Here is a 20417-nt window from a genome sequence, read left to right on the forward strand (position 1 = left end):
CGTCCATGGCGTTGCCGTAGTTGGCGTCGGTGATCGGCTCGCGCTCGACCCGGACCTCCTCGTGGGAGACCGGCACGGTCTGCGTCACGTTCTCGGTCACGACGTACTTGCGCAGCCGCGCCCGACCGGCCTCGACCCGCTGGGTGCCCACGTTGAGGTGCTCCTCGGAGCGGGTCATCGCGTTGTCGGTGGTCGGGCCGGAGGTGTCGTGGCCGACCGCGCCGCGGACGTCGTCGTAGGTGCCGTCGCCGTCGCGGTCCCGACCGGTGGTCCCGGTGGTCTGCGTGGTCGTGCCGGTCGCCATCGCCTGGCCGGTGGTACCGGTCGTCATGCCCTGTCCGGTCGTGGTGCCGGAGGTGCCCAGGCCGTAGTAGCGGTAGAGCTCCTGCTCCTCCTGCGGCGACAGGTGCCCGCCCGAGACGTCGACGTGCGGCGCGTTCTTGACGCGGCTCTTGTCGTAGGGCAGGCGCAGCTCGCCGCCGGAGACGGAGGCGTCGGCCAGGGGCACGAAGGCCTCCTTGGTGCCGAACAGGCCGGTGCGGATGGTCGCCCACTCGGGGCGGCCGGTCTCGTCGTCGAGGTAGACCTCGCCGACGGTGCCGTGCTTGCCGTCGGGGCCCATGGCGGTGCTGCCGATGACGTCGCTGATCTGCTGGTCGGAGATCACGTGTGCTCCTCGCGGAAGGGGTTCGGGGACGGCCCGCTCCCGCTCTCGGCGGTGCACCGGGGGTCAGCGGGCCGACTTGGGGATGCCCCGCCGCTTTACGACGTAAACCCGTTCTCGTCGCCGGGGACCCGGCCCAGCCGCCGCACGCCCTCCAGCCGTTCCAGGAGGTTCTCCAGCGCCTCCTCGAACTCCGCCGCCGACTCGTCGCGCGACAGCAGGTCCTCGAGCTCCACCACCAGCGGGTACTGCGAGAGGTCGGTGCCGGTGCCGGGCACGCCCTCCGACTCGTCCTCCGCGTTGATCGGTACCCCCTTCTGCGACACCTCCAACAACAGGTGTCCGAGGAGAAAGCTCGAGTACGCGCGGTAGGCGGCGACGGCGGCCTCGGCGGAGAAGCCGCTGGCCGTCATGGCGGTCAGGAAGGACTCCACCCAGCGCAGGCTGCGCAGCGGCGGGCGGACCCAGGGCGCGGCCGGCGGGCGGGTGGCCACCAGCGGGAAGACCTCCGGGTGGGCCAGCGCGATGCGCCGCACCCCGTGCGCCAGCCGCTGCAGGTAGTCCTGCCAGCCGCCGGCGGCCTCCATGTGCACGTCGGGGTCGCCGTAGAGCTCGTCGATGACGGTCTCCACGACGCCGTCGAGCAGCTGCTCGCGCCCGGGCACGTAGCGGTAGAGCGCCATCGCCTCGACGCCGAGCTCGGCGCCCAGCCGGCGCATGGTCAGGGCGGCCAGCCCGTGCCGGTCGATGAAGGCGATCGCCGCGCCGAGGATGCGCCGCCGGTCCAGCGGCGCCCGCACGCCGGTGGGGGGTCCGGCGGGGACCACCGTCGCCGCGCCCGCCCGCCCCTCGGGGGAGTCGGGGTCGGGACGACGCATCGGGATCGTGTCGTCGGTGCCGTCCACGGACACCTCCTCGCGTCGCCGGCACCCCGATCCTCCCCTCCGTCCCGGGCCGCACGGCGACCGGGGACCACCGGTGAGGTCTCCGGAACGAACGGTTGACGTCGCTGCCGCCCCGGGGAAACCGCCGCCCGCGACGCTCCTGGGCGTGTCCGCAGGCCCCGTCCCGAGCGCCGTCCCGGCCGGCCCGCGCACGCGGACGACCGAGACGCACTGCCCGTACTGCTCACTGCAGTGCGGGATGGCGGTGACCGCCGGGGACCGGCCCGCGACCCTCGTGCCCCTGGACTTCCCGACCAACCGCGGCGGGCTGTGCGCCAAGGGCTGGTCGGCGCCGGAGCTGCTCGACCACCCCGAGCGGCTCACCCGCCCGCTGGTGCGCGCGGTGCCCGGCGACCGCACCAGCCCGCTGGTCGAGTCGACCTGGGACGAGGCGCTGGACCGGGTGGTCGCCGCGGTCCGGCGCACCCAGGCCGAGCACGGCCGCGACGCCGTGGGCTGCTTCGGCGGCGGGTCGCTGACCAACGAGCAGGCCTACCAGTTCGGCAAGTTCGCCCGGGTCGCACTGCGCACCAGCGCCATCGACTACAACGGCCGCTTCTGCATGTCCTCGGCCGCCGGCGCGGCCGTGCGCGGGCTCGGCCTCGACCGCGGGCTGCCGTTCCCGCTGTCCGACCTCGCCGGGGCCGACGTGGTCGTGCTGGTGGGCAGCAACCCGGCCGACACCATGCCGCCGGCGATGCAGCACCTCGACGCCGGCCGGGCGCGGGGCGCGCTGCACGTCGTCGTCGACCCCCGCCGGACGGCGACCGCGCGCGCCGCCGGCCTGCACCTGCAGCCGCTGCCGGGCACCGACCTCGCGCTGGCCAACGGGCTGCTGCACCTGGCGGTCGCCGAGGGGCTGGTCGACGAGGCGTACGTGGCGGCGCGCACCACCGGCTTCGAGGCCGTGCGCGACGCGGTGGCGTCCTACTGGCCCGACCGGGTCGAGCGGATCACCGGCGTGCCCGTCGCGCAGCTGCGCCGCACCGTCACCGCCCTCGCCCGCGCGGGGAACGCCGTCGTGCTCACCGCCCGCGGCGCCGAGCAGCACCGCTCGGGCACCGACACCGCGACGGCGTGGCTGAACCTGGCGCTGGCCCTCGGCCTGCCCGGCCGGCCCGGCAGCGGCTGGGGCACCCTGACCGGCCAGGGCAACGGGCAGGGCGGCCGCGAGCACGGGCAGAAGGCCGACCAGCTGCCCGGCTACCGCAGGCTCGCCGACCCGGCCGACCGCGCCCACGTCGCCGCCGTCTGGGGCGTCGACCCCGCCGACCTGCCGCTGCCGGGCCGCAGCGCCTTCGAGCTGCTCGACGCGCTCGGCACCGACGGCGGCGTCCGCGCGCTGCTGGTGCTCGCCTCCAACGTGGCCGTCTCCGCACCCGACGCCCGCCGTGTCATGAGCCGCCTCGGCGACCTCGACTTCCTCGCCGTCAGCGACTTCTTCCTGTCCGAGACCGCGGAGCTCGCCGACGTCGTCCTGCCCAGCGCCATGTGGGCGGAGGAGTCGGGGACGATGACCAACCTCGAGGGCCGGGTCATCCGCCGGCGGCGGGCGCTCGACCCGCCCGACGGCGTCCGCGACGACCTGGCCCTGCTCGCGGAGCTGGCGCGCCGGCTCGGCGCCCGAGGCTTCTCCGCCGACCCGGAGACCGTCTTCGCCGAGCTCGGCCGGGCCAGCGCCGGGGGAGCGGCCGACTACTCCGGCATCACCTACGACCGCATCGACGCCGGGCAGGGCGTGTTCTGGCCGTGTCCCGCCACCCCGGACGACGGGCCGGCGCACCCCGGCACCCCGCGGCTGTTCACCGAGCGCTTCGCCACCCCCGACGGCCGCGCGCGGTTCGTGCCGGTGCACCACGTCGAGGCGAACGAGCGGCCCGACGACGAGTACCCGTACGTGCTCACCACCGGCCGGGTGCTCGCCCACTACCAGTCGGGCACCCAGACGCGGCGCACCCGCAGCCTGCAGCTGGTGGCGCCGATGCCGCGCGCGGAGCTGCACCCCGACCTCGCCCGCCGCCTCGGCATCGCGCACGACGACGTCGTGGAGCTGGCCACCCGCCGCGGCCGGGCCCGCTTCGCCGCCGCCGTCACCGACACGATCCGCCCCGACACGGTCTTCGCGCCCTTCCACTGGGGCGGCGGGTCCAGCGCCAACGCGCTCACCGACCCCGCGCTCGACCCCGTCAGCCGGATGCCCGCGTTCAAGGTCTGCGCGGTCGCCGTCACCCGGGTCGGCGGCCCCGCCGAGCGCCTCCCGGCGCCGGACGACGCCGGCCAGCCCGCGCCCCGCCCGCACGTCCGACCCACCCCGCCCGCCCCGCGGTCCCCGTCCCGCAGCCCGAGGAGGAGCCAACCCGTGAGAAGCAGCCCCCGATTCCTGCAGGGCGTGTTCCCGCTGACCGGGGAGGGCCTGGCCAAGCCGGGCCCGGTCGACCCCGCGCTGCGCTACCAGGTGCCCGCCGGCGCCACCGCCCAGGCGCTGTACTTCCGCGGCGGCAACTCCACCCCCGAGCTGGTCTACGTGCTGCTCGTGCGCGACGGCGAGCCGGTGCGCTGGTTCCCGATCGGCGCCAAGGGCGACGTGCACGTGCCGCTGCGGGTGGTCGAGGACCTGCCCGGCGGCACCGTCGTCGAGCTGCACGCCGCCGCCCCCGAGGGCGTCACCGGCGAGCTCGTCGTCGACCTGGGCCTGGTGGAGGTCTGATGGGGACGGTCCTCGGTGGCCGCCCCGCGGGGCTGACCACGATCGCGGTCGACGACGAGCTCGACGACGCCCGGGCGCGGCTCGTCGTCGTCGGCAACGGGATGGCCGGCGCCCGGTTCGTCGAGGAGGTGCTCGAGCGCGGCGGCGGCGAGCAGTTCCGCGTCACCGTGTTCGGCGACGAGCCGCACGGCAACTACAACCGGATCATGCTCAGCCCGGTCCTGGCCGGGGAGACGCACGAGGACGACATCGTCCTCAACAGCCACGACTGGTACGCCGACAACGGCATCACCCTGCGCGCCGGCGTCCGGGTGGAGCGGATCGACACCGCCGCGAAGCTCGTGTACGCCGCCGACGGCACGGCCACCGCCTACGACCACCTCGTGCTGGCCACCGGCAGCTCCAGCTTCATCCCGCCCATGGCCGGCGTCCGGCGGGAGGACGGCGGCCTGCTGCCCGGCGTGTACGGCTTCCGCACCCTCGACGAGACCCGCGACATGCTCGCCGCCACCCGCCGCTGCCGGCGCGCCGTCGTCCTGGGCGGTGGGCTGCTCGGCCTGGAGGCCGCCCGCGCGCTGCAGGGCCACGGGCTGGCCGTCGAGCTGGTGCACGCGATGCCGCACCTGATGAACGCCCAGCTCGACGCGGAGGCCGGCGCCATCCTCAAGCGGAGCGTCGAGGCGCTCGGGATCACCGTGCACCTCGACGTGCTGGCCACCGAGGTGCTCGGCACCGACGCCGTCGAGGGGGTGCTGCTGCGGGACGGGCGGCGGCTGGACTGCGACCTGCTCGTCGTCGCCGCCGGCGTCCGCCCGCACACCGACGTCGCGCTGCTGTCGGGGCTGGAGGTGGAGCGCGGCGTCGTCGTCGACGACCAGCTGCGCACCGACGACCCCGACGTCTACGCCATCGGCGAGTGCGCGCAGCACCGCGGCTCGGTCTACGGCCTGGTCGCGCCCGCCTGGGAGCACGCGCGGGTGCTCGCCGACGTGCTCACCGGCACCGACCCGACGGCGGAGTACCACGGCAGCCGGACGGCGACGAAGCTCAAGGTGGCCGGCGTCGACGTCGCCACCATGGGCGTGAGCGCCCCCGAGCGGGACTCCGACGAGTTCCTCGTCATCTCCGAGCCCCGCCGCGGCGTGCACCTGTCGGTGGTCATCCGCGACGACCGGCTGGTCGGCGCGACCCTGCTCGGCGACACCCGCAAGGTCGCCCACCTGACCCAGGTGTTCGACCGCGGCACCGCGCTCCCCGAGGAGCGCATCCGGCTGCTGGTCGACCTCTCCGACGGGAAGGAGGAGGTCGGCGTCGCCGAGATGCCGGCCGACTCCCAGGTCTGCAACTGCAACGGCGTGACCAAGGGCGCCATCTGCGGGGCCGTGGCCGACGGCTGCGGCAGCGTCGGCGCGGTCATGGACCGCACCCGCGCCGGCAAGGGCTGCGGGTCGTGCAAGGCGCTCGTCAAACAGGTCGTGGAGTGGGCCGCCGACGGCGAGGTGACCGAGGACCCGGCCGCCTCCTGGTACGTCCCCGGCATCCCGCTGGCCAAGCCCGCGCTCGTGGCCGCCGTCCGGGAGCGGGACCTGCGCAGCGTGTCGGCCGTCTTCGCCGCGCTCGCGCCGGGCGGCAAGGAGGACGCCCGCTCGAAGATGGCCCTCACCTCGCTGCTCAAGACGGTCTGGGGCAGGGACTTCGTGCGGGAGAAGGACGCCGAGTTCGTCAACGACCGCGTGCACGCCAACATCCAGCGCGACGGCACGTTCTCCGTCGTCCCGCAGATGAAGGGCGGGGTGACGACGCCCGCGCAGCTCAAGCGGATCGCCGAGGTGGCGGAGAAGTACGAGGTGCCGATGGTCAAGGTCACCGGCGGCCAGCGGATCGACCTGCTCGGCGTGCGCAAGGAGGACCTGCCGGCGGTCTGGGACGACCTCGGCATGCCGTCGGGGTACGCCTACGGCAAGAGCATGCGGACGGTGAAGACCTGCGTGGGCAGCGACTTCTGCCGCTTCGGCCTCGGCGACTCCACGCAGCTCGGCATCGACCTGGAGACGCGGTTCCAGGGCATCGAGAGCCCGGCGAAGATGAAGCTCGCCGTGGTGGGGTGCCCGCGCAACTGCGCCGAGGCGTACGTGAAGGACGTCGGCGTCGTGGCGGTGGGCAACGGGAAGTGGGAGGTGTACGTCGGCGGCGCGGCCGGGGCGACGGTGCGCAAGGGCGACCTGCTCGCCACCGTCGACTCCCCGGAGGCGGTGATCGAGCTGACCGGCCGGTTCCTGCAGTACTACCGGGAGAACGCCCACTGGCTCGAGCGCACCTACGACTTCGTGCCGCGCGTGGGCCTGGAGCACCTGCAGCGCGTGCTGCTGGAGGACGCCGAGGGCATCTGCGCCGACCTCGACGCGGCGATGCAGCGCTCGGTCGACGCCTACACCGACCCGTGGGGCCAGGACGGCCGCACGCCGGCGACGCCGGGGCAGTTCGCGACGTCGCTGCCGCTGGTCCCGCTGCCGCAGGTGCCGGTCCGGTGAGCGCGCCGCACCTGGAGGCCGCCGCGCCCACCACGCCCGGCACCGCGCTCGGGTCGCCGGCCACCGACGTCGCCGTCCCCGGGACCGCCCCGGCGCCGGCCGCCCGGGCGCACGTCGTCGGCCGGGCGGAGGACGTGCCGGCGGGGGAGGGGCGGGCGTTCGTCGCCGGCGGCGTGCAGGTCGCCGTCTTCCGGCTGCGTGACGGCTCGCTGCACGCCACCCAGGCCGCCTGCCCGCACGCCGGCGGGCCCCTGGCCGACGGGCAGACCGACCCCGACGTGCTCGTCTGCCCGCTGCACCTCTACGGGTTCCGCTGGAGCGACGGCACCTCGACGGGCGGCGTCGGCCGGCTGACGCTGTACCCGGTGCGCGAGACCGACGGCCTGCTCGTCGTGGAGGTCTGAGCGACGTGTGCACGCAGCGCGGTCCGGGGGAGCCCGGGACCGCGCCGCGTGCACAGGACGACGGGGGACCGTCCTCAGCCGTGCATGCGCGCGCCCTTGGTGACCTTGTCGACGGCGTTCTTCGGCCCGTGCAGCGCCAGGCCGACCAGGTCGAGCTCGGCGCCGGCGACGGCGCGCACCGCGGCCCGGTTCTCCGCGTCGCCGCCGGTGGCGAACAGGTCGGCGGTGAACAGCGACGTCGGCAGCCCGCGCTCCAGCGCCCGGGTGCGCACGCGCGCCAGCACCTCGCCCGACGCGGTGAGCACCAGCACCGGCTGGCGGAACATGGCCAGGTAGGCGGTGCCGTCGGCGTCCTCGTACGGGCGGCCGATGAGCTCGGGCACCGCGGCGGCCACCGCGCTGGACAGGAACGCGGTCACGTTCAACTCCTGCCACGGCAGCAGCCCCTCCCGCAGCACCACGGCGATCTTGGTCGGCCACGGCGGGCCGACGTCCACGGTCTCCTCGACGGCGGCGCTCTCCTCGACGGCGGCGCTCTCCTCGACGGCGGTGTCCTCGACGGTGCTGGTCTCCATGCCCCCCAGCGTCGGGCCGGCGGGTGGCCCGGTTCTTGTACGTTCCTGACGTGGCAGCCGACGTCGTCGCCTGGCGGCCGGCGGTCCCCGGGCTCACCGAGGTGTTCCACGCCCGGTTCACCGACCACGTCTACCCGGCGCACACCCACGACGCCTGGACGCTGCTGCTCGTCGACGACGGCGCCGTCCGCTACGACCTCGACCGCCACCCGCACGGCGCCTCGGCGGCCGCCGTCACGCTGCTGCCGCCCGGCGTCCCGCACGACGGCCGCTCGCAGTTCCCCGGCGGCTTCCGCAAGCGGGTGCTGTACCTGGAGCCGGCGACGCTCGGCGAGGAGCGCGTCGGCCGCGCCGTCGACCGGCCGGCGTTCGCCGACCCCGTGCTGCGCGACCGGGTGTCCCGGCTGCACGCCGCCCTCACGCCGGCGACCGAGGACCTCGAGGCGGCCAGCCGGCTGGCGTTCGTCGTCGAGCGGCTGGGCCGGCACCTCGACCGCGCCGTGACCCCGCCCGACCCGGTCCGCGACGACCGCGTCGCCGACCGGCTGCGCGACCTGCTCGACGCCCGCCTCGTCGAGGGCCTGCCGCTGGAGGCGGCCGCCGCCGACCTCGGCGTCTCGGCCACCCACCTCGTGCGGGCCTTCACCCGCCGGCACGGCCTCCCGCCGCACCGCTACCTGACCGGGCGGCGGGTCGACCGCGCCCGGCGGCTGCTGCTGGCCGGGATGCCGCCGGCCGACGTCGCCCAGGCGGTCGGCTTCCACGACCAGGCGCACCTGACCCGGCACTTCCGCCGGATGCTGGCGACGACGCCCGCCGCCTACGCCCGCTCGGCCTGAGCGCTCAGGGCGCGGCGACCTCGACCGCGGCCTCCATCGGCCCGCCGCACGCCGCGCTGCCGCCGACCCGCACCCAGTCGAGGTCGCGCTCCTCCTCGGCCAGCACGGTGCCGTCGGCGGCGAGCACGGTGACGACGGCCGAGTCCGGCGTCGTCATGTCGACCGGGACGCCGGCGGTCGAGCCGGTCACCTCCGCCGTGACCTCCGCGCGCGGCACGGGGTCGGCGTCCTGGCGGACGACCTGCCCGCACCCGCCCGCGCAGGCCACCCGGACCGACGCCGGCGCGGGCTCGCCCCAGTCGCCGGCGAGCTCCACGCGGAGCCCGTTGGTCCACCCGATCGCGGGGCAGACCGCGCCGTCCGGGCCGCTGGGCGCCCCCGCGCAGCCGGCCAGCAGGAGGGCGGTGAGCAGCAGCGGCGTCCTCACTCGAGCAGCGCCTCCCCGAGCGGCTCGGCGCGCTCGAGCACCGCGCCCGCCGCGTCGAGGGTCTCGACCGAGGCCAGCCCGTCCGGCGGAGGCCCCACCGCCGCGACGCCGTCGACCAGCGGCACCTCGCCGAGCACGCCGCCGGCCGTGTCGAGCAGCCGCGCCGACGCCGTCCCGGCCGGGGCCACGACGACCAGGGTCGGCAGCACCGGCGAGTCGGCGCTCGCGTCGGTCACGTCGCACACCGCGGCCACCACCCGGTCGCCGTCGCCTGCGGCCCGCAGCTCCGAGCCGCAGGTCCAGCCGGCGCTGCCGGTGCGGTCGACGGCCACCCCGGCCGTCGTCCCCACGTACACCGCGCCCGACGGCAGGGTGGCGGTGAAGACGGCCAGCCGGGCGGTGCCGACGGTCGGCGCGGGCACGTCACCGGCCCACAGCACGGAGAAGGCGACGTCGTCCGGGCCCAGCCCGGTGCGCGCGAGCAGGGCGTCCATCTCGGCCCGCAGGACCTGGTCGCCCGGCGCCGCCGCCGGCTGCGGACGGGCCCAGGCGACGTCCAGCTCCGGTTGCGTGAACTGGCTCCAGGGCGTGTCCGGCATGGTCGTGATCACCTCGGTGCCGTCGCGCTCGACGCGGTAGCGGTAGGCGGCGTCGGAGGGCAGCGGCGAGGGCCCGCGGTCGACCAGCGCGACGCCGTCAGGGGCGTCGACGCGGGCCCAGGTGCGGGAGGCGGTGCCGTCGGCGGCGACCTCGGGCCGCTCCGAGACGCTGACCACGTCGCCCGGCTCGGTGACGACCACCACCGCGCCGGTGACCGGATCGGCCGAGGCCAGCGGCTGGGCGGGGTCGACGACGCGCGGCAGGCCGTGCACCGCCATCTGCTCCGGGGCCGCTCCGGCCGGGCCGGTGAACCACGCGGCGACGGTTCCGCCGCGCGCGCCGAGGTCGGTCTCCAGCTCCGGGTCGGGCACGAGCGGGGCCGGCTGGTCGCCGTTCGGGGCCGCGACCAGCGCCCACCGCTGCCCGGCGACCTCCCCGGCGAACACGACGCGCCGGCCGTCCAGGGCGGGCTCGGGCACGCCGGCGGCGTCGCCCGACCACGGCAGCCGCCGCACCCCCTCGACGAAGGCGGCGTCGCCGGCCAGCGAGCCGCGGGGAGGCCCGTCCAGCACGCCGTCCGGGACGGACCCGGGCGCGGCCACGCCGGTCGCCGGGGCGGGGTCGTCCCCGCCGCGCACGACCACCGGCACCGCGACCACCACGGCCGCCACCGCGACGGCGACCGCGGCGGTGCCGGTGCGCCGCCGCCGGTCGCGCCGGTGCCGCGCCACCACCGCGGCGGCGAGGTCCTCCCGCGGCGGGGGAGCGGTGCGCTCGGCGAGCCGGGTCAGCCGGTCGGTCAGGTCGTCCATCGGGAGCCCTCCCCGGGCACGGGCACGGGCGCGGTCAGCAGCGCGCGCAGCCGGGCGAGCCCTCGGGTCGTCTGGGTGTTGACCGCGCTCGCGGAGCAGCCCATGGCCTGCGCGGCCTGCTGCTCGGAGAGGTCGGCGTAGTAGCGGAGGACGACGGCGGCGCGCATCCGCGGCGGCAGCGTCCGCAGTGCCGCGCGCAGCTCCTCGTCGCCGTCGCGCTCGTCGGCCGGTCCGGCCCGGTCGGGCACGGACTCGACCACCTGCTCGCCGGTCGACAGCCGGCGCCGCCAGCTGGTGTGCGCGGTGACCACGGCCCGGCGGACGTACGCCGTCGGGTCGCCGCGGCCGGCCACGCGGTCCCAGTGCCGGTAGGTGCGCAGCAGGGCGGTCTGCACGAGGTCCTCCGCGTGCCCGCGGTCGCCGGCCAGCAGGACGGCGAGGCGCAGCAGCCCCGCCTGCTCGCGGGACACGAACGACTCGAAGCAGGTGTCCTCGCTGCCCACCCGTGCCTCCCGCCGGTCGCCGTCACCCTCTACACGCGGCGGGGCCCCCGGCGGACCCACAGCGGCGGGTCACGGGACGGTCACGATCACCGCCGCTGCCCGCGCCGCCGGGCACGGCGGGGACGGCGGTCGCGGCGCGAGCGTAGGAGCGCGGCGGGTCAGCCGGCCAGGTCGGCGAGCGCGTCGGCGACCGCCCGGTCCCGCACGAAGTCCAGCGCCAGCAGCCGGTGCACCAGCACGCCGCGGCGGGTCAGCCGCAGGTCGGCCGGGCGCAGCCGGGGGAGCGCCGCGCCGCCCGGGCGCGGGGTGGCCGGCGGCGGGTCGAGCAGGCCGTCGCGCTGCAGCTCGGCCAGGTCCTCCAGGGCGCCCCACGCCGTCCAGCCGCGCGGGTCCTGCGGCACCGGCGTCATGGGCAGCGGGACGCGCTCGCGCCGTCCGACGGCGGCCAGCAGCACCCACTGCCGCCCGGTGAGCCCGGTGGCCAACCGCAGCCCGCGGTGCACGACGGCGGGGTCGAGGTCGGGGGAGACGGCGGCCTCGGCGAGCAGGTAGCCGAGGTGGCGCACCCGCCACTCCTCGGCGGTGGCGCGGGCGGCCAGCAGGACCGCCTCGCCCACCTCGTCGGCCGGCGCGCGCTCGCCCGGGCCCGGCAGCAGGTAGGCGTCGGTGCGCACGGTGCGGCCCTGGGCGGCGCGGGTCACCGACAGCTCGGTGGCGAAGGCGAGGGCGGCCCCGGCGCGGCAGCGGCCGCGGGTCGACGCCGGGGACGGCGGCTCGGTGTCGGCCGCGTCCGCGGTGCGCCGCAGCCAGGCGGCCAGCCCCGCGTCCAGGCGCACCCGCGCCGGCGCCGGGTCGAACAGCAGCCCGGCCGCGCCGCGCGCCATCGACCCGGCCACCAGCTCGCCGGCCTCCACCAGCGCGCGACCCGGCGCCCGTTCCCGCTGCTCCACGCCGTCGATCATGGCCGAGCAGGGCGCCGCGTGTCGGCCCGGCGGCGGCCGCCTCACCACAGCGGGGCAGGGGCGGTGAGCAGATCGGAACAGGAGTTCCCCGTGACGGCGACGGCGGGGAAACCGCGGCCCGCGACGCTTCCGCCCCATGGCCGCCCCCACCCGCACCGCGCCCCCGACCGCCCCCGCGCCGCCGAGCCCGCCGCGCGGCGGGCGCTGGATCGACGACTGGCGCCCCGAGGACCCGCAGTTCTGGGAGAGCACCGGCAAACGGGTCGCCCGCCGCAACCTGTTCTTCTCGGTGTTCTCCGAGCACGTCGGCTTCTCGGTCTGGAGCCTGTGGTCGGTGCTCGTGCTGTTCCTGCCCGAGCCGGTGTTCGGCATCGACCCGGCCGGCAAGTTCCTGCTCACCACGTTGCCCACCGCGCTGGGCGCCTTCGTGCGGCTGCCCTACACATTCGCCGTCGCGACCTTCGGCGGGCGCAACTGGACGATCGTCAGCGCCGCGCTGCTGCTGGTGCCCACCGTCGCCACCGCCGTCGTCCTGGAGCCCGGCGTCTCCTACTCCACCCTGCTGGTCGTCTCCTGCCTCGCCGGCGTCGGCGGCGGCAACTTCGCCAGCTCGATGGCCAACATCAACGCCTTCTACCCCGACCGGCTCAAGGGCTGGGCGCTCGGCCTCAACGCCGGCGGCGGCAACCTCGGCGTCCCGGTGGTGCAGCTCGTCGGCCTGCTCGTGCTGGCCACCGCCGGGGCGGAGCACCCACGGGTCGTGCTGCTGGTCTACGTCCCGCTGATCGTGGTCGCCGCCGTCGGCGCGGCCCTGCTCATGGACAACCTGACGACGGCGCGCAACCAGCCGCGGGCCATGCGCGAGGCCACCCGCGAGCCGCACACCTACGTGATGGCGTTCCTCTACATCGGCACGTTCGGCTCGTTCATCGGCTTCGGGTTCGCCTTCGGCCAGGTGCTGCAGAACCAGTTCGCCGCCGACTTCGCCACCCCGCTGGCCGCGGCGTCGCTGACCTGGCTGGGCCCGCTGCTCGGCAGCCTCGTGCGCCCGCTCGGCGGCTCGCTGGCCGACCGCTTCGGCGGCGCCCGGATCACCTTCTGGACGTTCATCGCGATGGCGGCCGGCGCCGCCGTCGTGTTCACCGCCAGCCGGGTGGGGTCGCTGCCGCTGTTCGTCGTCGGGTTCGTGCTGCTGTTCGTGCTCAGCGGCGTGGGCAACGGGTCGACCTACAAGATGATCCCGGCGGTGTTCCGCACCCAGGCGCAGCAGGCGGTGGCCGCCGGCGGTGACCCGGCCGCCGCCGACCGGCACGCGCTGCGCATGTCCGGGGCGCTCATCGGCATCGCCGGCGCCGTGGGCGCGTTCGGCGGGGTGCTGGTGAACCTCGCGTTCCGCCAGTCGTTCCTCACCACCGGCAGCGGCGACGCCGCCTACCTGGTGTTCATCGGCTTCTACGCCGTCTGCGTACTGGTCACCTGGGCGGTGTACCTGCGCCCGACGTCCCGCATGGCGGGGGTGTAGGACCGCGCACGTCCGCGGAGGTGCACGGGGCATCTCCGCGGACGTGCACGCTCACACGGCCAGGCGGTAGCCGCGCTTGACGACGGTCTCGACCAGGCCCGGCCCGAGCGCCGCGCGCAGCCGGGTCACCGCCATCTCCACCGCGTGCCCGTCCCCGCCGCCGGGCAGCCCGCGCACCAGGTCGGCCTTCGCGACGACGGCGCCCGGACGCGCCGCCAGCGCCCGCAGCACCGCCATCGAGCCGGGCGGCAGCTCCACCAGCCGGTCGTCGAGCACCGCGGCGTACCCGCGCACCTGCAGGCGGGCGCCGCCCACGTCGAGCACCGGGTCGCGCTCGGGCAGCCGGGCCACCACCTCGCGGGCCAGCGCGCCGAGCCGCGAGCGCTCGGGCTGCACGGTGGCCACGCCCGCCGCCTCGAGCGGGCCCGCGGTCACCGGGCCGACGGCGACCGGCAGGACACCGCCGGTCAGCGCGGCCACCACGGCGTCGTGCTGCCCCATCTCCGCGGCCACCGACAGCAGGCTGGCCGCGGCCGGGGCGCTGGTGAAGGTGACGGCGTCGACCCCGCGGGCGACCACCGTCGTCACCAGCCGGCGCAGCGGCGCGACGTCGTCGGGCAGCACCCACCGGTAGACCGGCACGGTGAGCACCTCGGCGCCGGTGGCGCGCAGCGCCTCGACGAAGTCCGGCAGCGGGTCGCCGTGCAGCTGCACGGCGACGCGGCGGCCCTCCAGCGGTCCCTCCGCGCCGGAGAGCAGGTGCTCCAGCACCTCGGCCGAGGACTCCGACGCCGGCGACCACGCGTCGACCAGCCCGCCGCCGCGGATCGCGCCGCGTGCCTTGGGGCCGCGGGCGAGCACGCGGGCGGTGCGCAGGTGCTCCACCAGCGGCAGGTCCCACGCCTCGGCGGCCTCCAGCCAGCCGCGGAACCCGACGCCGGTGGTCGCCACCACCAGGTCGACCGGCGCGGCCAGCACCGCCTCGGTGGCCGCGACCAGCTCGGCGTCGTCGGCCAGCGGCACGATCCGGATCGCCGGCGCGTAGACCACCCGGGCGCCGCGGCGGTCGAGCAGCGCGCCGAGCTCCTCGCGCCGGCGGGCGGCGGTGACGGCCACGGTGTACCCGGCCAGCGGGGCCGGTGCACCGGCCGGCGGGGCGTCGGCCGGTGATGCGTCCGCGGGAGCCGGGTCGGGCTGGGGAGCGGTCACCGCACCATGGTGGCGGGTCGGCGTTGCGGGCATGTGTCGGCCCCGGGCTCAGGGACGCCCGGCGTCCCAGCAGGCGAGCAGCACGGTGGCGTCGTCCTGCAGCACGCCGCCCTGGTGGTCGAGCACGGCCCGCATCAGCCGGCGGGCCGTCTCCGGCGGCGGGTGTCCCGCGGCGGACGCCCGGGTCAGGAACTCGACGAGCCGCTCCTCGCCGAACCAGGCCCCCGAGGCGTCCCGGGCCTCGGTGACCCCGTCGGTGTGGACGGCCAGCCAGTCCCCGGGCTCGAGCACCTCCTCGCCGACGGTGACCCCGCCGGCCTCGATCCCGAAGGGCACCCGCCGCCCGCCGCCGAGCTCCTTGACCACCCGGCCGTCGCGCAGCAGCAGGGGCGGGGGGTGGCCGGCGTTGACGTAGCGCAGCCGCCCGGAGCCGGTGTCCAGCTCGGCCAGGACGCCGGTGGCGAAGGAGCTGGCGGGGAACGTCGCGGCGACCACCTCGTCGACGGCGAGGGCCTGCTCGAAGACGCTGCGCCCGTCCCGGCGCACGCTGCGGTAGGCCGCCAGCGCGCCGGCGGCGATGAGCCCCGCCGGCAGGCCGTGGCCCATCGCGTCGAACACCGCCATCGAGACGGTCTCGCGGGACAGGGAGTAGTCGAAGGCGTCCCCGCCGACGTCCTCGGCCGGCTCCAGCAGCCCGGCGAGCACGAACTGCTCGGAGGCCGCGGTGAGCGGCGGCAGCTGCTGCCAGATCAGCTCGGCCGACACCGACCGCCGCACCGTGCGCCGGGCGCGTTCCAGCGCGTCGCCGTAGGGGCCCATCGAGGTGACCAGGTGGCCGACCAGGGAGGACAGCCAGCGGCACTGGGCGCGCAGGCCGGGGTCCTCGAGCTCGGCCGCGCTGCCGACCTGCACCTCCAGGACGCCGAGCCGGTCCGCGCCGTCGACCAGCGGGACCCACAGCCGCGGGGCGCCGTGCCCCTCCGACGGCAGCGGGGTGCCCGTCTGGAAGACGCGGCCGGGCAGCGTCCCCTCGACGGCGATCGGCTCCCCGGCGGGCTCGTCGTCGCACGGCAGCCGCCACAGCCGGCGCTGCTGGTGGTCGACGACGTGCACGACGACCTCCACGCCCAGCATCCGGCCGGCGTCGGCGGTGAGGGCGGGCAGCCGGTCGGGGGAGGCCGTGCTCGCGGTGTCCAGCAGCTGCAGCAGGGCGGCCAGCGGGCCGGTGGTCGGCCGGTGGCGGTACTGCGGGCGGGTGTAGGGGACCCGCCGGGCGGTGACGAACTCGTCGAGCCGCTCGTTGACCGCGAGCGCCAGCAGGTCGCCGTCGACGGGCGGCAGCGGGAGGACGCCGCCGAGGTGGGCCTCGACGGCCATGAGGTCGGCGTTCCCGCCGAGCGAGAAGTACCGCACCCACAGCTGCTCGTCGTCGAGACCCGCCACCGCCTTGGCCGCCCGCAGCGCGGCCAGCTGCTCGGACGGCGGGACGGGGCCGGACCGCTCCATCAGCGGCGCCGGCGGACGGCGGAGTCGACCACGGTGCGCGCGGCCTGCCGGAGGGTCCCGGCCTCGCCGCCGGAGCGGGCGACCAGCATCCCCAGGGCGGCCTCCTCGCTGATCCCGTGCCGGGCCATCAGCACGCCCTTGGCCGTGCTGACGAGGTCGCGGGCGGCGAGCGCCTTGCGGAGCTCGTCGCTCGCCCGGCGGGCCCGCTCGCGGTGCTGCACGTTGGCCACCGGGATCGCCGCCTGCGCGGCGGCCATGGTCACCAGGCGCTCGGTGTGCGCGTCGAGGACGCCGGGGGTGTCGGCGTAGACCTTGAGCGCCCCCAGCGTCCGCTCCCCGGCGACGAGCGGGGCGCTGAGCGCAGCGGTCAGGCCGAGCCGCGCCGCCCCCGCCGCCCAGCGGGGCCAGCGGGTCTCCGTGGCCAGGTCGGGGACCCGCACGAGCTGCCGGCCGGCGACCGCGGCCAGGCACGGCCCCTCGTCCAGCTCGTACTGGAGGGCGTCGGCCTGCTCGACCCGGCGGTCGGTGGCGCCCGCGGACCGGCGGCCCTGCTCGTCGACGATCGACACCCCGGCGCCGGCCGCCCCCGGCACGGTCTCGAGGACGAGCGCGCTGAGCAGCCCCAGCGAGGTGGCGACCGTCTCCTCGGACAGCAGCAGGCCCGCCATGCGGGCGAAGACCACCGACAGCTCGTCGGCCAGCGGGAGGTGCGGGGACGCGTCAGGGCGCATGGGTGCACCTCGTCAGGAGTGCGGCCACCTCGGCACCGGCTCTGGGTGGACGTGGTCCGCCCCCGGAGGTTAGTGCCGCGGCGGGGCCGCGGCTCAGCGCAGGGTCGCGGCCGTCCAGGTGGGCACCGCGCCGCCGTCGCCGGTCACCAGCCCGCGGCTGGCCAGCAGCCGCAGGTGCGCGTCGGTCTCGGTGACGGCGAAGATGCGCATCCGCCGCGCGTACTCCGACCACGGGCGCGACCAGGTGAGGTGCGCGGCGAGGTCCCAGGGCGTGCTGCCGGGGTGCTCGCGGACGGCGGCCAGCAGCTCGGCCAGCCGCCGCTCGTGGTGGGCGCGCAGCTCGCGGGTGCGCGCGCCGAGGCCGCGGAAGCGCCACTCGTGGCCGGGCAGCACCTCGGCGGGCTCCCGCGCGCCGACCGCCTCCAGCGAGACGAGGTACTCGCGCAGCGGGTCGGCGAGGCCCCCGGCGTGGGTGGAGATGTTGGGGCTGATGCGGGGGAGGACGTGGTCGCCGGCGAAGAACAGGCCGGTGTCCTCGTCGGCGAAGCACAGGTGCCCGGCGGTGTGCCCGGGCGTGTGCACCGCGCGCAGCGACCAGCCGGGCAGGTCGGCGCGGTCGCCGTCCTCCAGCAGCCGGTCGGGCCGGGCCAGCCGGTGCCACTGCGCGCGCTGCTCCGGGGTGCCGGCGTCGGCGCGGGCGTCCGCCTCCGGCGCGCCCAGGCCCACCAGGAAGGCCACCTCGGTCTCGGTGGACAGCTCCGGCGCCCGCCCGGTGAGCGAGGCCAGGCCGCGGGCGTCGGCCGGGTGCATCGCGATCCACGCGCCGGAGGCCTCCCGCACCCGGGCGGCCAGCCCCACGTGGTCGAAGTGCATGTGGGTGACCAGCACGCCGCGGACGTCGGCGACGCCGGCGCCGATGCCCGACAGGCCCGCGCACAGCGCCGCCCAGCTGTCGTCGGCGTCCCAGCCGGTGTCGACCAGCCCGAGCCCGCCACCGGCCAGCTCCAGGACGTAGGCGTTGACCCAGCGCAGCGGGCCGGCCAGCGGCACCGGCACCGACCACAGCCCGGGGCGCACCCGCTCGACGCCCGGCACCGTGCGCTCCCGCCACGCCGCCTGCTGCGCGGGCCCGGTCACCTCCATGCCGGTCGCTCCTCCGCCGGTCGCTCCTCCGCCGGTCGCTCCTCCGCCGGTCCCTCCCACGCCGGTCCCCACCATGCCGGATCCCTCCACGCCCGGCACTCTGCCACCGCACCGGGCCGCCGGGCTGGGAGGATGGGACCCGTGCCGACGCCGCCCGCCGTCCCCGTGTCCGCCACGCCGCGCCGGCTGCGGCTGATCTGCGCGGTCGCCGCCGCCGTCGTCGTGGCCGTGATGGTCGTCGTCGCGGTGCTGCTCACCGAGTCCTCGACCGGCGTGGTCACCTTCGGCCTGGTCGACCAGGTCGCCGTCGTGGGCCTGGGCCTGTTCGTCGGGGGCGGTGTGATGCTGGCCGGCGCGTCCCGGGTCGACGCCGACGCCGACGGCGTGCGCGTGCGCAACGTGCTGGTGAAGCACGAGCTGGGCTGGGACCGGGTGCGGGCCGTGCGGTTCGACCGGCACTCCTCGTGGGCCAGCCTCGAGCTCACCAACGACGACGAGGTCGCCGTCCTCGCCGTCCAGGCGGTCGACCGGCAGCGCGCGCTCGACGCCGTCGAGGGCCTGCGGGCGCTGCTCGCCGCCCACCGCGCGGCCCATCCGAAGCCCGCCACCGGCCCGTTGCTCTACGAGTGGGAGGCCCGGGAATGACCCGGGGGTCCCGGACGCTGTAGCATGAGCGTGCCTCCCCGCTACACGAGGCGCGTGAACCACTCCAGCGGCCCCGCCCCGGGCCGCTGACCCAAGAGGAGCCCGCTCCCACCTGGCGCCGCCGAGGCGCTCAGGTCACCGGTTCGCGAGACGCCGGCCCGCCCCGGCCGGCGTCCCGCGACGTACCCGGCCCATCCGTGGGCCGGGGCGGTACCGGCGAGACGGGCCCTGTGAGCACACCGCTCACGGGGCCCTCGTCGTCTCCGGTCCCGGAGGGCGGCTCCTCCCGTGTGAACTGCAGAGGAGAGGCCATCACCGAGCCCCGTATCAACGACCGTATCCGCGTCCCCGAGGTCCGCCTGGTCGGACCGGAGGGCGAGCAGGTCGGCATCGTGCCGATCGGCGAGGCGCTGCGCCTGGCGCAGGACTCCGAGCTCGACCTCGTCGAGGTCGCGCCGATGGCCCGGCCGCCGGTCGTCAAGCTGATGGACTACGGGAAGTTCAAGTACGAGTCCGCCCAGAAGGCCCGCGAGGCCCGGCGGAACCAGGCGCTCACCGTCATCAAGGAGATGCGGCTGCGCCTGAAGATCGACCCGCACGACTACGAGACCAAGAAGGGCCACGTCGAGCGCTTCCTCAAGGCGGGCGACAAGGTCAAGATCACCGTGATGTTCCGCGGTCGCGAGCAGTCGCGCCCGGAGATGGGCTACCGCCTGCTGCAGCGGCTGGCCGGTGACGTGTCCGAACTGGGCGTCATCGAGTCCAACCCGAAGCAGGACGGCCGCAACATGGTCATGGTGATCGCCCCGCACCGGAACCAGGCCGCGACCGACGGCGCCCGCCGTCAGGCCAAGGCCGAGCGGGCCGCCGAGGGTCAGACCCCGACGGCCTGACCGGCGCACCGCAGGACCGCACCACCGAGACGGCCGGCGCCGTCGCGGCAGCCCCGCGCTGCCGCGCGGCGCCGACACCCACGAACAGGACGACGAGGACATGCCGAAGCAGAAGACCCACAAGGGCACCGCCAAGCGGGTGCGCGTGACGGGCACCGGCAAGATCATGCGCGAGCAGGCCAACAACCAGCACAAGTTCGAGCACAAGTCCTCGCGGCGCAAGCGCCGGCTGGAGAAGGACCAGGTCCTGAGCCCCGCCGACACCAAGGCCGTCAAGAAGCTGCTGGGCATCTGAGCCCCCGCCTCCCGTAACGAACAAGGAGTACTCACGTGGCACGCGTGAAGCGGGCGGTCAACGCCCAGAAGAAGCGCCGGACGACCCTCGAGGCCGCCAGCGGCTACCGCGGTCAGCGTTCGCGCCTGTACCGCAAGGCCAAGGAGCAGATCCTCCACTCGGCCACCTACAACTACCGCGACCGCAAGGTGCGCAAGGGTGACTTCCGCAAGCTGTGGATTACCCGCATCAACGCCGCCGCGCGTCAGAACGACATGACCTACAACCGGTTCATGCAGGGCCTCAAGCTGGCCGGCATCGAGCTCGACCGCCGCGTGCTCGCCGAGCTCGCGGTCAACGAGCCGACCGCCTTCGCCGCGCTGGTGGAGACCGCCCGCGCCGCCGTCGCCGCCGCTCCGGCCGGTGGCGAGCAGGCCGCCTGACGTTCCGCCTCCCGACGCCGCCGGCGTCCGGTCCCCCGGGGCCGGCGCCGGCGGCGTCGGTGTGTCCGGGGTCCGTGCGACAG

20 protein-coding genes are annotated in these 20417 nt (G+C 76.5%); 9 read left to right on the forward strand and 11 right to left on the reverse strand.

The features are described from left to right. Positions 1-667: PRC and DUF2382 domain-containing protein (locus BUE37_RS22515; protein ID WP_073422705.1), on the reverse strand; the 667-nt coding region annotated here is incomplete at its 3' end. Positions 668-762: 95 nt separating this feature from the next. Beyond that, on the reverse strand, positions 763-1569 hold the full coding sequence (locus BUE37_RS22520; protein ID WP_245794890.1) for a TetR/AcrR family transcriptional regulator: 807 nt from the start codon (positions 1567-1569) through the stop codon (positions 763-765). A gap of 145 nt (positions 1570-1714) precedes the next feature. Here BUE37_RS22520 and BUE37_RS22525 point away from each other — a divergent pair, with 145 nt between their 5' ends. Genes BUE37_RS22525 through BUE37_RS22535 form a run of 3 tightly spaced genes read left to right on the forward strand, consistent with a single transcriptional unit; the run spans position 1715 to position 7250 of the window. Beyond that, entirely contained in the window at positions 1715-4315 is a 2601-nt protein-coding gene (locus BUE37_RS22525) for a molybdopterin oxidoreductase family protein (protein WP_073422706.1), read from the forward strand. After that, positions 4315-6846, forward strand: coding sequence for a nitrite reductase large subunit NirB (gene nirB / locus BUE37_RS22530; RefSeq protein WP_073422707.1), 2532 nt, complete (start codon positions 4315-4317; stop codon positions 6844-6846). The genes BUE37_RS22525 and nirB overlap by 1 nt, the downstream gene beginning before the upstream one ends. Continuing rightward, entirely contained in the window at positions 6843-7250 is a 408-nt protein-coding gene (locus BUE37_RS22535) for a Rieske (2Fe-2S) protein (protein WP_073422708.1), read from the forward strand. The genes nirB and BUE37_RS22535 overlap by 4 nt, the downstream gene beginning before the upstream one ends. A gap of 74 nt (positions 7251-7324) precedes the next feature. Here the strand turns inward: BUE37_RS22535 and BUE37_RS22540 are convergent, their stop codons facing one another. Beyond that, a complete protein-coding gene (locus tag BUE37_RS22540; protein WP_083629037.1) occupies positions 7325-7825 on the reverse strand; it encodes a DUF2000 domain-containing protein in 501 nt (166 codons plus the stop codon). Positions 7826-7875: 50 nt separating this feature from the next. Here BUE37_RS22540 and BUE37_RS22545 point away from each other — a divergent pair, with 50 nt between their 5' ends. Continuing rightward, the gene (locus BUE37_RS22545; RefSeq protein ID WP_073422709.1) at positions 7876-8664 is read left to right on the forward strand and encodes an AraC family transcriptional regulator; all 789 of its coding nucleotides are present in this window, start codon (positions 7876-7878) and stop codon (positions 8662-8664) included. A gap of 4 nt (positions 8665-8668) precedes the next feature. On the opposite strand, the gene BUE37_RS23535 is transcribed toward BUE37_RS22545, so the two are convergent. The 4 genes from BUE37_RS23535 to BUE37_RS22565 form a co-directional block, all read right to left on the reverse strand. Next, a complete protein-coding gene (locus BUE37_RS23535) occupies positions 8669-9091 on the reverse strand; it encodes a hypothetical protein (protein WP_073422710.1) in 423 nt (140 codons plus the stop codon). Then, positions 9088-10503: a hypothetical protein gene (locus BUE37_RS23540; RefSeq protein ID WP_073422711.1), complete on the reverse strand. Its 1416-nt coding sequence runs from the start codon at positions 10501-10503 to the stop codon at positions 9088-9090. Before BUE37_RS23540 ends, BUE37_RS23535 begins: the two co-directional genes overlap by 4 nt. Next, entirely contained in the window at positions 10491-11006 is a 516-nt protein-coding gene (locus tag BUE37_RS22560) for a SigE family RNA polymerase sigma factor (RefSeq protein WP_073422712.1), read from the reverse strand. The genes BUE37_RS23540 and BUE37_RS22560 overlap by 13 nt, the downstream gene beginning before the upstream one ends. Positions 11007-11164: 158 nt before the next feature. Continuing rightward, a complete protein-coding gene (locus BUE37_RS22565; protein ID WP_245794892.1) occupies positions 11165-11956 on the reverse strand; it encodes a hypothetical protein in 792 nt (263 codons plus the stop codon). Between the two features lie 148 nt (positions 11957-12104). Here BUE37_RS22565 and BUE37_RS22570 point away from each other — a divergent pair, with 148 nt between their 5' ends. Then, entirely contained in the window at positions 12105-13490 is a 1386-nt protein-coding gene (locus BUE37_RS22570; protein WP_073422714.1) for a nitrate/nitrite transporter, read from the forward strand. 51 nt (positions 13491-13541) lie between these two features. Here the strand turns inward: BUE37_RS22570 and BUE37_RS22575 are convergent, their stop codons facing one another. The 4 genes from BUE37_RS22575 to BUE37_RS22590 form a co-directional block, all read right to left on the reverse strand. Beyond that, the gene (locus tag BUE37_RS22575; protein WP_245794894.1) at positions 13542-14699 is read right to left on the reverse strand and encodes a uroporphyrinogen-III synthase; all 1158 of its coding nucleotides are present in this window, start codon (positions 14697-14699) and stop codon (positions 13542-13544) included. Between the two features lie 48 nt (positions 14700-14747). Next, complete coding sequence (locus tag BUE37_RS22580; protein WP_083629040.1) at positions 14748-16205, reverse strand: PP2C family protein-serine/threonine phosphatase; 1458 nt, start codon at positions 16203-16205, stop codon at positions 14748-14750. Then, positions 16205-16936: a GAF and ANTAR domain-containing protein gene (locus BUE37_RS22585; protein ID WP_073422715.1), complete on the reverse strand. Its 732-nt coding sequence runs from the start codon at positions 16934-16936 to the stop codon at positions 16205-16207. The genes BUE37_RS22580 and BUE37_RS22585 overlap by 1 nt, the downstream gene beginning before the upstream one ends. A 93-nt stretch (positions 16937-17029) precedes the next feature. Next, positions 17030-18079: an MBL fold metallo-hydrolase gene (locus BUE37_RS22590; protein WP_073422716.1), complete on the reverse strand. Its 1050-nt coding sequence runs from the start codon at positions 18077-18079 to the stop codon at positions 17030-17032. 132 nt (positions 18080-18211) lie between these two features. On the opposite strand from BUE37_RS22590, the gene BUE37_RS22595 reads away from it, so the two are divergent. From BUE37_RS22595 to rplT, 4 genes are all read left to right on the forward strand, one after another. Further along, positions 18212-18724 (forward strand): PH domain-containing protein, encoded by a 513-nt coding sequence (locus BUE37_RS22595; RefSeq protein ID WP_073422717.1) that lies wholly within the window; start codon positions 18212-18214, stop codon positions 18722-18724. Between the two features lie 290 nt (positions 18725-19014). Next, positions 19015-19617: a translation initiation factor IF-3 gene (gene infC / locus BUE37_RS22600; RefSeq protein ID WP_073422718.1), complete on the forward strand. Its 603-nt coding sequence runs from the start codon at positions 19015-19017 to the stop codon at positions 19615-19617. Between the two features lie 100 nt (positions 19618-19717). Further along, a complete protein-coding gene (gene rpmI / locus BUE37_RS22605) occupies positions 19718-19912 on the forward strand; it encodes a 50S ribosomal protein L35 (protein WP_073422719.1) in 195 nt (64 codons plus the stop codon). A gap of 35 nt (positions 19913-19947) precedes the next feature. Further along, complete coding sequence (gene rplT, locus BUE37_RS22610) at positions 19948-20334, forward strand: 50S ribosomal protein L20 (protein WP_073422720.1); 387 nt, start codon at positions 19948-19950, stop codon at positions 20332-20334. The last annotated feature ends 83 nt before the right edge of the window (positions 20335-20417 follow it).

It is taken from the genome of Geodermatophilus nigrescens, assembly GCF_900129495.1.
Taxonomy (GTDB): Bacteria; Actinomycetota; Actinomycetes; order Mycobacteriales; family Geodermatophilaceae; genus Geodermatophilus; species Geodermatophilus nigrescens.